The organism is Corynebacterium sanguinis (assembly GCF_007641235.1).
Classification (GTDB): domain Bacteria; phylum Actinomycetota; class Actinomycetes; order Mycobacteriales; family Mycobacteriaceae; genus Corynebacterium; species Corynebacterium sanguinis.
In genome coordinates, this window is record NZ_CP038157.1 from 884,590 (window position 1) to 897,733 (window position 13,144).

Consider the following 13,144-nt stretch of genomic DNA (forward strand, 5'->3'; position numbering starts at 1 on the left):
CCAGATCTGTTAAGTTTGCGAAGTTCCACCCCCGCATCTTCTGGCCTCCCAATGAGAGTTCTGCTGGTTGCGCGCTTTTTCAAACTGTTTACAGCGCAAAGCCTCAGGGGGTGTAAATGGCCGTAGCGGTAACGGGCGCGGGGTAAACCAAAAACCGAACGGGGGTAGTAGAGGGTTGCGAAGCCAAGCATCTCGTTTACTTCCGTGACCCGCCTCACTAACCTCGGGTAGAAAGTCCTACGCAACACTGCAGCAACACTGCCGAAAGGAATGCGCATTTTATGACTACGCCTACGTTTAGCGCCCACGAAGACCGCACCGAACGTGTCGAGGTCGCCGGCCTCCAGGTGGCTAAGCCCCTGCACGATTTCGTCAACAACTCTCTCCTGCCGGAGATCGGGATGGACGCCGACACTTTCTGGGCTGAGACCGCGCGTTACTTCGCGGACCTGACCCCGAAGAACAAGGCCCTCCTCGAGCGCCGCGATGACTTGCAGCGCCAGCTTGATGAGTACTACCGCGCTAACCCCGGCCAGCCAGATCCGAAGCAGCACGAGCAGTTCCTGCGTGAGATCGGCTACCTCGTCGACCAGCCGCGCGAGACCCAGATCCGCACCAAAAACGTCGACCCCGAGTTCGCCGAGGTCGCCGGCCCGCAGCTCGTTGTGCCGATTACCAACCCGCGTTTCGCCATCAACGCGGCCAACGCCCGCTTCGGCTCGCTGTACGACGCCCTTTACGGCACCGACGTTATTTCTGAGGACGGTGGCGCAGAGCCGGGCAAGGGCTACAACCCGGTGCGCGGCGACAAGGTCATCGCGTGGGCCCGCGACTTCCTGGACAAGGCCGTCCCGCTTGACGGTGCAAGCCACGCCGATGTGGAGAAGTACTCCGTCTCCGGCGGCAGTTTCTCCGCCACGGTCGACGGCCGCGCGGTTGCGCTGGCTGCCCCCGAGGTCTACGTCGGCTTCCAGGGCGATGTTGAGAACCCCGAGGCGATCGTGCTGCGCAACAACGGCCTGCACATCCTGATCCAGATCGACTCCGAGCACCCGGTGGGCAAGGGCGATAAAGCTCATGTCAAGGACGTTGTGCTTGAGGCAGCCGTGAGCTCGATCATGGACTTCGAGGACTCTTCCGCCGCGGTCGACGGCTCGGACAAGGCCGCGGCCTACGCCACTTGGTTCGGCCTGAACAAGGGCGACATTTCGGAGACCGTCGCCAAGGGCGACAAGTCCTTCGAGCGCACCCAGGAAGACGACCTTTTCTACACATCCAAGGACGGCGAGGAGGTTCGCCTCCACGGCCGCGCGATGATGCTGTGCCGCAACGTCGGCCACCTGATGACCACCCCGGCGATCCTCGTCGACGGCGAGGAGGTGCCGGAGGGCCTGCTCGACGGCATCATCACCGTCGCGTCCGCCATTCCTGGCCTGCGCGAGGACAACCCGCACCGCAACTCGCGCACCGGCTCGATGTACATCGTCAAGCCGAAGCAGCACGGCCCGGAGGAAGTCGCCTTCACCAACGAGATCTTCGACCGCGTCGAGCAGATCCTCGGACTGCCGCGCTTTACGGTCAAGGTCGGCGTGATGGATGAGGAGCGCCGCACCTCCGTCAACCTCGATGCCTGCATCAACGCCGCGGCAGACCGCCTGGTGTTTATCAACACCGGCTTCCTGGACCGCACCGGCGATGAGATCCACACCTCCATGTACGCGGGCCCGTTCGTGCGCAAGGCCGGTTTGCAGACCGCCGCATGGAAGCAGGCTTACGAGAACAACAACGTCGATGCCGGCATCGAGCACGGCCTGCCGGGCCGCGCCCAGATCGGCAAGGGCATGTGGGCCGAGACCGAGCACATGGCCGCGATGGTGGAGAAGAAGATCGGCCAGCCCAAGGAGGGTGCGAACACCGCGTGGGTTCCGTCCCCGACGGGTGCGACCCTGCACGCCACTCACTACCACCAGGTTGATGTGTTTGACGTGCAGGAGGAGCTGCGCGCCGCCGGCCGCCGCGACAGCTTGCGCGACATCTTGACGGTGCCGGTCGCCGAGGGTGACAACTGGTCCGATGAGGAAAAGCGCGAGGAGCTGGACAACAACTGCCAGTCCATCCTCGGCTACGTGGTGCGCTGGGTTGAACAGGGCGTCGGCTGCTCCAAGGTCCCGGACATCCACAACGTCGACCTGATGGAGGACCGCGCCACGCTGCGTATCTCCTCGCAGATCCTGGCTAACTGGTTGGTCCACGGCGTGGTCACCGAGGACCAGGTCATCGAGTCTCTTGAGCGCATGGCGAAGGTCGTCGACGAGCAGAACGCTGGGGATGCAAACTACCTGCCGATGGCCGCTGACTTCGATCAGTCCGTGGGCTTCCAGGCCGCAAAGGACCTGATCCTGAAGGGCACCGAGTCGCCGTCGGGCTACACCGAGCCGATCCTGCACGCAAAGCGCCGCGAGTTCAAGGCCATTCACGGTATCGCTTAAGCACCCGCTTCTCGACGCCTAGGCCAACGCCCGCACCTGTAAGGCGACCAATATCCTGGTCGTCGGGTGCGGGCGTCGTCACGCGTGCGCGCTAGACTTCTGTCGTTGCCACGCGAAAGGACTGGTATATGCCGTACACCATTGGTTTTGACCGAGACAAGTACATCGAGATGCAGTCGGAACACATCAGTGCCCGGCGTGCAGATATAGGTGGAAAGTTGTATCTGGAAATGGGGGGCAAGCTTTTCGACGATCACCACGCCTCCCGCGTCCTGCCCGGATTCACCCCGGACAACAAGATCGCCATGCTCGAGCGCATTAATGATGAGGTTGAGATCATGGTGTGCGTCAACGCCCAGGACATCCTGCGCCAGAAGATCCGCGCGGATCTGGGCATCACCTACGAAGACGACGTGCTGCGCCTTGTCGACGTCTTCCGCGAAAGGGGATTCCTGGTGGACAACGTGGTAGTCACGCAGCTTGAGCCGGGCAACGCCCCGGCCGAAGCTTTCGTGGAGCGCCTCGAGCGCCTCGGCCTGAAGGTATCGCGCCACCGCGTTATCCCGGGCTACCCCAACGACACCGCCCGAATCGTCTCCGATGAGGGCTTCGGGCTCAACGAGTACGCCGAAACCACGCGCGACCTCATCGTCATGACGGCCCCGGGGCCCGGTTCCGGCAAGCTCGCGACCTGCCTGTCCCAGATTTACCACGCGCACAAGCGCGGCATCCCCGCAGGATACGCCAAGTTCGAGACCTTCCCCATCTGGAACCTCCCGCTGTCGCACCCGGTGAACCTGGCCTACGAGGCCGCCACTGCGGATCTCGACGACATCAACGTCATCGACCAGTACCACCTCGAGGCCTACGGCGAGCAGGTCTCCAGCTACAACCGCGACGTCGAGGTGTTCCCTCTCTTAAAGTCGCTGCTCAAGGAAGTCACCGGCGAAGAGCCCTACCAGTCGCCGACGGACATGGGCGTCAACATGGCCGGCTACTGCATCTCCGACGACACCGCTTGCCGCCACGCCGCCGAACAGGAGATCATTCGCCGCTATCTCAAGGAGCGTGTCGACGAGCGCCGCACCGACCGCGACTCCGCCTTCTCCGACCGTATCTCCAACGTCGTGCGCAAGGCGGATCTGGCGGTGTCGATGCGCACCGTCGTCGCCCCGGCGCTCGAGGTCGCCGAGGTGACCGGGCAGCCCGGGGCCGCGCTGGAGCTGCCGAACGGCCGCATCGTCACCGGCAAGACCTCAGACCTGCTCGGCCCGTCTGCGGCTGTGCTGCTCAACGCGTTGAAAGAGCTCGCCGGCATCCCGCCCGAGCTGCACCTGTTGTCGCCGGATTCGATCGAACCGATTCAATCGCTGAAAACCACCTACCTGGGCTCGGCGAACCCGCGCCTGCACACCGACGAAGTGCTCATCGCGCTGTCGGCCTCCGCGACGCACAACCCGTCGGCTGCCCGCGCTCTCGAACAGCTGCCTCAGCTGCGCGGTTGCGACGCGCACACCACGACCATCCTCGGCTCCGTGGACGAGGGCATCTTCCGCAGCCTCGGCGTGCTTGTCACCTCCGAGCCGAAGTACTGGAAGAAGGCCCTCTACCACAAGAAGTAGAGCGACCACGCAGGTAGGCTCGGGCCTATGGAACTGAAGCTCGAGCCCACCGACAGCGTGCTCGCCGTCGTTGCCCACCCCGACGACATGGAATACGGCACCTCGGCGGCCGTGGCGAAGTGGACCTCCGAAGGGGTGGAGGTCAACTACCTGCTGCTCACCCACGGCGAGGCCGGGATCTCTGGCCTTGACCCGCAGGAGACTGCCCGGGTGCGCGCGAAGGAGCAGCGCGACGCCTGCGACCAGGTAGGTGTCGGCGACTTGACCCTGCTCGAGTTCACCGACGGCCTGCTTGAGCACACCCTCGAGCTGCGCAAGGCGATCGCAGCGCACATCCGCCGCCTGAAGCCCACGGTGCTTCTGACGCAGAACTTCGACGTGTTCGCTCCCTGGGGCATCAACCAGGCCGACCACCGCGTCACGGGCCTGGCCACCATCGACGCCGCGCGCGACGCCGCCAACGAGTGGCTCTACCCCGAGCTCGGCGAGAAGCACCAGGCGACGAAGCTGCTGATCGCCAACCCGGCCGAGCCGAACTGCGCGGTACGCATCGGCGAGGGCGACCTGCAACGCGGCGTCGCCAGCCTCACCCAGCATCGCGACTACCTGCGCGCGCTGCCGGACCACCCGGCGCCGGAGGAGATCGTCGGGGGTGCTGCCCGTGGCGGCGGGGAATTCCTCGGAGTGGATGACGCGATCGCGTTTGCGGTCTACGATTTGTAGGCACGGAGATCAACAAGGTCACGGTTCTCGGCTCCGGCGTGCTCGGAGCCCAAATTGCGCTGGTCACATCCGTGCGCGGGTTCGAAGTCGCCGCGTGGGATATCAACGACGAAGCGTGCGCGAGCGCCGCGAAGCGCTTCGATACCTTCGGCGCCCAGATGGTGCGCGAGCTTGACGACGTCAGCGCCGACGACCTCGCCGCAGGGCGAGCACGCTTAACCCAAACCACCGACATCGAAGCAGCCGCGGCGAACGCCGACTTGATCATCGAGGCCGTCCCGGAAAACCTCGAGATCAAGCGCGACGTGTGGTCCAAGGCGGGCGCCGCCGCGGGCGAGCACACCATCTTGGCCACTAACACCTCCACCCTGTTGCCGAGCGAATTCGCCGACGCGACGGGGCACCCCGAGCGCTTCCTCGCCCTGCACTTTGCCAACCACATCTGGTTGAACAACACCGCGGAGATCATGCCGCACGCCGGGACCGATCCGAAGTACGTCGACATCCTCGAGCGCTTCGCCACCGACATTAAGATGCTGCCGGTCAAGCTGCAGAAGGAACAACCCGGCTACGTACTCAACACGCTTCTCGTGCCTTTTTTGAACGCGGCGCAGTACCTGCTTGCCAACGGCGTTGCCTCGCCGGAGGACGTCGATAAGAACTGGCGAAACTCCACGGGTGCGCCGATGGGGCCCTTCGAGATCATGGACATGGTGGGGCTGCGCACGGTTCACGCCGTCGGCTCGCTCAAGCCCAACCCCAGCGCCTCAGAGAGCGCATTCCACAAGATTTTGGAGGAAATGATCGCTGAAGGGCGCATCGGTAAGGAATCCGGCCAGGGGTTCTTCGCCTACGACGAGGAGGGCAACCGCGTTTCGCGCTAAGTCCGCGTGCGGGTTTAGACTCCAAAGTCATGACCAGCAAGATCCTCCTGTACTACAAGTTCCAGCCCATCGCCGACCCTGAGGCGGTTCGGCTGTGGCAGCGGGACCTGTGCGCGGGGTTGGGTCTGCACGGGCGGATCATCATTTCCAAGGATGGGATCAACGGCACGGTCGGCGGCGACATTGATGCCTGCAAGGCGTACGCGCGCAAGACCAAGGAGTACTTCCGCGGCATTGAGTTCAAGTGGTCCGAGGGGGGCAAGGAGGACTTCCCTAAGCTCAGCGTCAAGGCGCGCGATGAGATCGTGGCCTTCGGCGTGCCGGGGGAGCTGAAGGTCGACTCCCGCGGCGTCGTCGGCGGGGGTAAACACCTCGCGCCGGAGGAGGTCAACGAGCTGGTCGCGCAGCGCGGCGACGAGGTCGTCTTCTTCGACGGGCGCAACGCCCGTGAGGCGGAGATCGGCCGGTTTAAAAACGCCGTCGTGCCGGACGTGGAGACCACCCACGATTTCATTAACGAACTTGACTCCGGCAAGTACGACTGGATGAAGGATAAGCCGGTGGTGTCCTACTGCACCGGCGGGATTCGCTGCGAGATCCTATCGAGCCTCATGGTCAACCGCGGGTTCAAGGAGGTGTACCAAATCGACGGCGGCATCGTCCGCTACGGCGAGAAGTACGGCAACACCGGCCTATGGGAAGGTTCCCTCTATGTTTTTGACAAGCGGATGCACACCGAGTTCGGCGCCCCCGACGACCCGGCGTACGTGCAGCTCGGCCACTGTGGGCACTGCGCGGAGCCGACCAATCAGTTCTACAACTGCGCCGCCGAGCCGGACTGCCGCAGCCAGTACCTAAGCTGCGAGGCCTGCCGCGCGGAGAATCCCTACTGCGAAAACTGCAGCGCTAGTACCTAGGCCGAATCGAGCGCAATAATGCCGACGGTCACCGTCAGCCACCACATGGTGAAGGGCACGATCGGCAGCCAGAACACGCCCATCCACGGCACCCAGCGCTCGTAGCGGTTGAGCTTGCGCACCATAATCACCGCGCACCCGAGCAGCCCCGCGATCGGGACGACGGAGGAGCCGAGCGCCCACCACATGCGCCAGCTCGGGGTGCACAGCCACGTTGCCTGCCCGGCGTCGCAAAGCGGGCCGCCTTGCAGGCGCGAGATCAGCGCCAACACGAAAGCGACGGCGAAGGTCGCAATCACGACCCCCGCGGCGTAAAAAATCGCCTGGCGTGTCGACGCCCTGTTGCGCTCCTTCACCGCGACCGGGTCAGGCCCCGCCGCGAGCTCGTCGAACGAGCGCGGCTCGGGCCGCACGCGGTTGTAGCGATCAGTGGGGGAAGAGGGGAAATTCTCCGGGTGCTCCACGTAGTCCTCGTCCTTCATGGGTACGACCTTACGCAGTCGACGGCGGAAAAATAAGGGAGGGGGCGGGGCAGTGCCGCAGAAACTCCGACGTGGGGCCGGAGAAGAAGACGCGTTTGAACTGGCTTTGGCGCCGGAAAGCGAAGCAGGCCAGGTCGCCCTTCTTCCACTTCACGGAGTGCATCGCGCGCTTCCACCCATGGTCGACGGCGACGTCGACCTCGACCACGGTCGCCCCCGGCGCCTGCGACGCTGCCTCGAAGACGGTGTCGCGGGCCACATCGAGGTGCCCGAGGGCGGCTTCATACCACTCGGCGGAGTCGCTCGGGGTGTTGATGTTGGCGTCGAAATCCGCGCCCGAGAGGTTGTCAGGCGACATGGCGAGCAGCCGGATGGGCACCCCGAGGCGCGCCGCGATCCGCGCCGCCTGCTGCAGGCCAGCGGGGTAGTCGAAGCCGTCGTAGCCGAGGTAGACGTACGTGATGCGGGTGATGCCCTTTCTGGACAGCTTCGGGTGGCGCGGGGCCACGACCAGAGGCAGGGAGTTGGCGTCGAGAAGCGAATCGGCGACTGTGGAGACGAGGAAGGTGCCCTTCGGCCTTGCCGAGCGCGAGCCGAGCACGACGACATCGGCGCCAAAGTCGCGCGCGACCTCGATCAGCGAGGAGCTATCGCTTGACGACGCCGCCATGCGCACCGGCACATCCGCCCACTGTTGCCTGGCGACAGTCGCTTTAAGAGCTGAGTGGGCCCGGTCGGAAAACTTATCTTTCTCGCGTTGCAACCACTTGCGAAATTTCTTACCGTTGGGCGCTCCAGGAGCCTTCCACGTAGCCGGCGAAGGTGCAACAACCTGGACGGTGATGGGAACGGAATTGCCTATCCAATTGGCGAGCTGAAGTGCCTCGGTGTCTTTGTCGCTCCACCCAGCGATGACACGCAGTGGACTGTCGGAGTCAACAGTCCACGAACCTTGCGGTGGATTGGGCGTCAGTGACATGAAGGTGACCTTGAGTTGAAGTAAAGGTGACCTTCATCATAGGTGGGGGTTAATCAGAACCCGAATTTGGCCCGTTAACGTAGTTCTCGGCCAGAATGTTGACAATGTCTGCGAGCTCGTCGAGCTTGCGCAGGTGTTCTTCCGGAAGGGAACTCAGCATCTCGCTGAGGTACTTGGTGCGCTCATCACCCACGCGGAGCAGCTCCGCCTCCCCCTCGGCGGTGAGCTCGACGCTCACGCCACGGCGGTCTGCCTCGTCGCGGTTGCGCCGGACGAGCCCGCGCTTCTCCAGCTGGTTCACGGTGTTCGAGGCAGTAGGCATGCGCACGCCCTCGGACTCGGCGAGACGGTTGATGCGGCTCGGCCCGCCCTCTTTGAGCCTGGTCATAATGGACAGCTGGGGCCCGGTGAGGTCGGACTGCTGTGAGTTGCGGAAGTACATGATGTACAAGCTCGTCATAGCGGGGCGGATTCGCTCGGCAATGTCGTACGCGTCCAGTGTGTTTTGGTCGTCGTTCTCCGCAGAGTCGTTTTGTGCCATACGTTCCTCAGTTTATGTAGGGGAAACCAATTATGTGGAGATCGTAACACTTCTCCCGCCGAGTACGATGAAAAGCGTGTTCGTCTATAGCCGAGAAGTATCTCACGAGTGGCGCCGGCGCACAATACTCAAAGATTATGCGGCAGGGCGTTTGACGCTTGAGGAGGTCTGTGACGCCGACTTTCTGCTGCGTGCCGCTGCCGAGCACCACGGTGTCGATGCCGCGCGTCCGTGCCCCATCTGCGCTAGAGATATGCGCGAAGTGAAATGGATTCACGGCGAAAACTTGGGTCGCAGGTCTGGGACCGCGCGCAGTTCGGAGGAGATCGATCGCATCGTCAGCGAGGTCGGCCCGGTGTCTGTCCACGTTGTGGAAGTGTGCCCGCACTGCCGCTGGAACCACCTGCTGAGGGAAGTCACAGCTTTCCCAGTAATGTGATTTGGCGACAAAGCCAGTAATCTGTCCCCTAACAAATAAACGGTTCAAGGTAAGTTCCCCCATTCGTCTGCACCACGGGCGCATGAGGGAGGAAACGCGCAGGGAATTCACGTGTCAAAAATCGAAGATGGTGTGACCGGGGGAACTGGCAACGAGGGCGACGTCAAGGCCGGATCGAGCCGTCGAGTATCGCTCGATAGCATTAAGCGCTCCCGCACACAGCAGTGGCTCCTCGCAGCTCTTCTCTTTGTGCTGCTGCTCGCGGCGATTCCGGCCACCTGGTTCGCGTGGCAGTACGCGAAGGTCGACATCCCCCAGCCCGGGGAGATCGACACCGCCCAGATCTCGACGATCTACTTCTCCGACGGGGTTACCGAGCTTGCGCGCACGGTGCCCGCGGAAGGCAACCGCGTGCAGATCCCGCTGGAGGAAGTTCCCGAGCACGTGCAGAACGCCGTCCTCGCCGCCGAGGACCGTGACTTCTGGACCAACTCCGGCTTCTCGTTCACAGGCTTCGCCCGCGCCGCGATTGGCCAGCTCACCGGCAACTCGTCCGCTGGCGGCGGCTCCACCATTACCCAGCAGTACGTGAAAAACGCCCTAGTGGGCAACGAGCATTCCTACGAGCGCAAGGCCAAAGAACTTGTTTACTCCATCAAGATGACCAACCAGTGGGAGAAAGAGGACATCCTCGCCGCCTACCTGAATACGGTCTACTTCGGACGCAACGCCTACGGCATCGAGGCGGCTGCGCACGCCTTCTTTGACAAGCCGGCGAGCGAGCTCACCGTCGAAGAGGCGGGTGTTCTCGCCGCATCCATTCAGCTTCCGAGCCAACTCGACCCCTGGAACAACCCCGAGGGTGCCGAGTCCCGCTGGAACTACGTGATGGACGGCATGGTCGAGATGGGGGAGATGATGCCCCAGGAGCGCGCCACCTTGGAGTACCCTCGGACCCGCGATCCCGCGACCTACTCTGCTTACACCGAGGCCACCGGCGCGAACGGCCTGATCAAGAACCAGGTGATGGAAGAGCTGAAAGAGATCGGCATCACCGAAGACGATGTGACCAACCGAGGCCTGCAGATCACCACCACGATTGACGCCGCGATCCAGGCCCAGGCAGAACAGGTCTCCCGCGACCGGCTTGCCAGCTTGCAGGACGACGCCCGCGCGGCCCTAGTCTCGATCGAACCGGCTACCGGTGCGGTGCGTGCTTACTACGGCGGCGACGACCCCAGCGGTTGGGACTACGCCAACGCCGGGTTGCAGACCGGTTCGACGTTTAAGATCTTCGCGCTCGCCGCGGCGTTGCAGCAGGGCATCCCGCTGACGGCCACCTTCGATTCCTCGCCGGTGACCCTGCCGGGCAACAACGTTGTTACCAACTGGCACGGCGGCGGCGGGGGAATCATCTCCATGACTGAGGCGACTCGGACCTCATCCAATACCGCCTACCTGCGTATCCAAGACGAGCTGGACAACACCACCCAGGACACCGCCGATATGGCCCACGCGCTCGGTGTCGCTCGTTCCATCCCGGGTATTCCGGTGACGCTGCGCGAAAACGGCGGCCAGCCGTACGAGGGCATCGTGCTGGGCCAGTACCAGTCGCGCGTGCTCGACATGGCGACGGCGATGGCGACGCTGGCGAACCGCGGTTCGCACCACCCGACCTACTTTGTCGAGCGCGTCGTGGACGCGCAGGGCGACGTGCTGTTTGAGATGGACAACAGCTATGTGGAGCGTGGCGTGGCGCAGCAGGTGGCGGACAACGTCAACGAGGCGCTGCAGACCGTCGTGGGTTACTCAAACGCCACCCTGGCTGGCGGCCGTCCGGCCGCTGCGAAGACCGGCACCGCCCAGCTGGGTGACACCGGCAACAACAAGGACGCCTGGATGGTTGGCGCGACCCCGCAGCTGGCGACCGCAGTCTGGGTCGGTACCGCCGACAACACCTCGGCGATCTTCAACGAGTGGGGCGGCAACATGTACGGCTCCAACACTCCAGCAAAGATCTGGAAAGACGTCATGGATTCCGCGCTGCAAAACCGTGAGGTTGTCGACTTCCCCGAAGCCACGCCGGTGTACTGGGGCATTAACCCGTACAGCGGCGGCGTGGGCCTAGGTGGCTCCCGCTGGTCGGGTGGTAGTTCCAGCGGCTATGGCTCTGGTTACGGCACTGGCGGGGGAGCGGTCCAGCGGGCCCCTGCACCCGCGCCCGCCCCCGCCCCAGCACCGGCGCCCGAGCCGGCTCCCGCACCCGCACCCGCGCCGGCGCCGTTGCCGCCGCCGCCCGCCCTACCGGAACCGGTCCAGGACTTCCTCAACGACGTCCTGGGGTAGCGCCGCACCGTGGGATACCAGACACAAACCACAACCCGTACGCCCTCTCGGGGTCGCTGGCCCTTGCCTGATGGCCGCGTCCAACCTGGGCGCAGTGAACCCCTCGCCCACGGTTGGGTGGGGTTTCTCGGCGGGCCGATGGGTGCTCACACGCCGCTCGGCCGGGCGCAGTTTTGGTCGCCGCTGCGCGCTATCGTGGCCGTCGCCTGGGTCTTTCTCGGGTTCGCCGCGCTGGCGAAGGCAAACTGCGCCTGGGGTCGACCGGGCGAGTCAGGGGGGCTCGAGCTCAACTGGAGTGGAAACCGCCAGTACACCTCGTTTTGTTACAACGACATCGTCCCCTTGTACGCTGGGCGCGGCCTCGATCAACCCGGGTTTGTTTACGACTTTTCCTGGACCGAGGGCGACTTAACGCGCTACATGGAGTACCCCGTGCTCGCCGGTATTTTCCAGAACATCATGGGGTTTATCGCGCGCACCACCTACTTCATTGCCCAGCGCGTTTTGCCCGAGGCTGGCTGGTACTTCTACCTCACGGCGCTGGTCTTGGCGGTGATCTGGGTGATCACGGCCCGCATCGTCGCGGAGCTCGCCGGCAACCGAGTGTGGGACACCCTGCTCGTCGCCGCCTCCCCGCTGGTGATCATGCACGCGTTTACCAACTGGGACATCCCGTCGATCTTCTTCCTCGTCGCGGCGCTGCTCGCCGCCCGCAATAAGAGGTTCTGGCTGGCCGGGGCGCTCATCGGGTTCGGCACCGCGTTTAAGCTGTGGCCCCTGTTCGTCCTTGGCGCCTACTTGGTCCTCGCAATACGTAAGCGGCAGTGGGTGCCGTTGGCGAAGATGATCACCGCGGCGGTTGTGAGCTGGGTCGTGGTGAACCTGCCCGTGTACCTGCGCAACCCCGACGCGTGGGGCGAGTTCCAGCGCCTCAACACCGAGCGCTCCTGGGAATGGACCACCATCTACGCCGTCGCCTCGCGGGCGTTCGGCTGGTCTGGGTTCGATTCGGGCGACGGCACTCCCACCATCCTCAACACCGTGACGCTGGTGCTTTTTATCGCCGGGTGCGTCGCCACCGCAGTGATCGGGCTGCTCGCCCCGCGTGATCCCCGGGTGGCGCAGATCCTGTTTCTCACCGTCGCGTTCTTCCTGCTGTTCAACAAGGTGTGGAGCCCGCAGTACTCGCTGTGGCTGGTCGTGCCGGCGGTGCTTGCCCTGCCGCACTGGCGGTTGCTGGCGACGTGGATGACGGTGGACATGCTGGTCTGGCCGATCCTCATGTGGCACATGCTCGGCACCGATAACAAGGGCCTGCCTGGGGAGTTCCTCAACATCGTCGTCCTCGCCCGAGACGGACTGATCATCGCGATGATGGTGCTTGTCGTGATGCAGATGCTGGGCCGGCGCCGCGACAAGGTCCTCGAGGCACACAACGGGCACGACCCGCTCTTGACGACGCCAGAGCAGTGGGACCGTGAGAAGGTGGCATCGTGACCACACCAACTGTTCTCGGCATCGCGTCCATCGTGATCGGATTCGCCCTGATCGCAGCCGCGTTTCTGGCGGTAGTAAAGGGCCGTCGCACCGGGCTCGCGGTGGGCCTGGGCATCGCCGCTTTCGTCTTCGTCACGGTTATTCCGGTGATCCTCGCGGTGTTCGTCGCCGCCCCCAATCCTGGTATTTACTAGAGTTTATACATAAGGGGGGTTGATGAACGTG

Annotated in this window: 12 protein-coding genes; 9 read left to right on the plus strand and 3 right to left on the minus strand. The window is 63.9% G+C overall.

Annotated features, from left to right (window positions below; genetic code table 11):
* Positions 1 to 281 precede the first annotated feature (281 nt).
* The 5 genes from E3227_RS04405 to trhO all read left to right on the plus strand — a co-directional run bounded on the left by E3227_RS04405 (position 282) and on the right by trhO (position 6,635).
* The gene (locus E3227_RS04405; RefSeq protein ID WP_144317677.1) at positions 282 to 2,489 is read left to right on the plus strand and encodes a malate synthase G; all 2,208 of its coding nucleotides are present in this window, start codon (positions 282 to 284) and stop codon (positions 2,487 to 2,489) included.
* Positions 2,490 to 2,617: 128 nt separating this feature from the next.
* The gene (locus E3227_RS04410) at positions 2,618 to 4,111 is read left to right on the plus strand and encodes a DUF1846 domain-containing protein (RefSeq protein ID WP_144317678.1); all 1,494 of its coding nucleotides are present in this window, start codon (positions 2,618 to 2,620) and stop codon (positions 4,109 to 4,111) included.
* Between the two features lie 27 nt (positions 4,112 to 4,138).
* Positions 4,139 to 4,834 (plus strand): PIG-L deacetylase family protein, encoded by a 696-nt coding sequence (locus E3227_RS04415; protein ID WP_144317679.1) that lies wholly within the window; start codon positions 4,139 to 4,141, stop codon positions 4,832 to 4,834.
* 38 nt (positions 4,835 to 4,872) lie between these two features.
* Positions 4,873 to 5,718 (plus strand): 3-hydroxyacyl-CoA dehydrogenase, encoded by an 846-nt coding sequence (locus tag E3227_RS04420; protein WP_246062771.1) that lies wholly within the window; start codon positions 4,873 to 4,875, stop codon positions 5,716 to 5,718.
* Between the two features lie 29 nt (positions 5,719 to 5,747).
* The gene (gene trhO, locus E3227_RS04425) at positions 5,748 to 6,635 is read left to right on the plus strand and encodes an oxygen-dependent tRNA uridine(34) hydroxylase TrhO (RefSeq protein WP_144317681.1); all 888 of its coding nucleotides are present in this window, start codon (positions 5,748 to 5,750) and stop codon (positions 6,633 to 6,635) included.
* Here the strand turns inward: trhO and E3227_RS04430 are convergent.
* From E3227_RS04430 to E3227_RS04440, 3 genes are read right to left on the minus strand one after another with little or no spacing between them, the layout of a single operon-like run.
* Complete coding sequence (locus E3227_RS04430) at positions 6,632 to 7,117, minus strand: hypothetical protein (protein WP_144317682.1); 486 nt, start codon at positions 7,115 to 7,117, stop codon at positions 6,632 to 6,634. The genes trhO and E3227_RS04430 overlap by 4 nt on opposite strands.
* A 10-nt stretch (positions 7,118 to 7,127) precedes the next feature.
* Positions 7,128 to 8,096 (minus strand): universal stress protein, encoded by a 969-nt coding sequence (locus E3227_RS04435; protein WP_144317683.1) that lies wholly within the window; start codon positions 8,094 to 8,096, stop codon positions 7,128 to 7,130.
* Between the two features lie 49 nt (positions 8,097 to 8,145).
* Positions 8,146 to 8,637 (minus strand): MarR family winged helix-turn-helix transcriptional regulator, encoded by a 492-nt coding sequence (locus tag E3227_RS04440; RefSeq protein WP_144317684.1) that lies wholly within the window; start codon positions 8,635 to 8,637, stop codon positions 8,146 to 8,148.
* 67 nt (positions 8,638 to 8,704) lie between these two features.
* On the opposite strand from E3227_RS04440, the gene E3227_RS11525 reads away from it, so the two are divergent.
* The 4 genes from E3227_RS11525 to E3227_RS04460 all read left to right on the plus strand — a co-directional run bounded on the left by E3227_RS11525 (position 8,705) and on the right by E3227_RS04460 (position 13,113).
* Complete coding sequence (locus E3227_RS11525) at positions 8,705 to 9,076, plus strand: DUF5318 family protein (RefSeq protein ID WP_144318592.1); 372 nt, start codon at positions 8,705 to 8,707, stop codon at positions 9,074 to 9,076.
* A gap of 111 nt (positions 9,077 to 9,187) precedes the next feature.
* Entirely contained in the window at positions 9,188 to 11,422 is a 2,235-nt protein-coding gene (locus E3227_RS04450; RefSeq protein WP_144317685.1) for a transglycosylase domain-containing protein, read from the plus strand.
* 138 nt (positions 11,423 to 11,560) lie between these two features.
* A complete protein-coding gene (locus E3227_RS04455; RefSeq protein WP_246062777.1) occupies positions 11,561 to 12,919 on the plus strand; it encodes a glycosyltransferase family 87 protein in 1,359 nt (452 codons plus the stop codon).
* The gene (locus E3227_RS04460) at positions 12,916 to 13,113 is read left to right on the plus strand and encodes a hypothetical protein (RefSeq protein WP_136649665.1); all 198 of its coding nucleotides are present in this window, start codon (positions 12,916 to 12,918) and stop codon (positions 13,111 to 13,113) included. Before E3227_RS04455 ends, E3227_RS04460 begins: the two co-directional genes overlap by 4 nt.
* Positions 13,114 to 13,144 lie beyond the last annotated feature (31 nt).

What these genes read in the sequence shown, in the direction of transcription:
- trhO (WP_144317681.1), top strand. Translation starts at nt 5,748, where the DNA reads ATGACCAGCAAGATCCTCCTGTACTACAAGTTCCAGCCCATCGCCGAC.
- E3227_RS04435 (WP_144317683.1), bottom strand. Translation starts at nt 8,096, where the DNA reads ATGTCACTGACGCCCAATCCACCGCAAGGTTCGTGGACTGTTGACTCC.
- E3227_RS04410 (WP_144317678.1), top strand. Translation starts at nt 2,618, where the DNA reads ATGCCGTACACCATTGGTTTTGACCGAGACAAGTACATCGAGATGCAG.
- E3227_RS04430 (WP_144317682.1), bottom strand. Translation starts at nt 7,117, where the DNA reads ATGAAGGACGAGGACTACGTGGAGCACCCGGAGAATTTCCCCTCTTCC.
- E3227_RS04405 (WP_144317677.1), top strand. Translation starts at nt 282, where the DNA reads ATGACTACGCCTACGTTTAGCGCCCACGAAGACCGCACCGAACGTGTC.
- E3227_RS04455 (WP_246062777.1), top strand. Translation starts at nt 11,561, where the DNA reads ATGGGTGCTCACACGCCGCTCGGCCGGGCGCAGTTTTGGTCGCCGCTG.
- E3227_RS04440 (WP_144317684.1), bottom strand. Translation starts at nt 8,637, where the DNA reads ATGGCACAAAACGACTCTGCGGAGAACGACGACCAAAACACACTGGAC.
- E3227_RS04415 (WP_144317679.1), top strand. Translation starts at nt 4,139, where the DNA reads ATGGAACTGAAGCTCGAGCCCACCGACAGCGTGCTCGCCGTCGTTGCC.
- E3227_RS11525 (WP_144318592.1), top strand. Translation starts at nt 8,705, where the DNA reads ATGAAAAGCGTGTTCGTCTATAGCCGAGAAGTATCTCACGAGTGGCGC.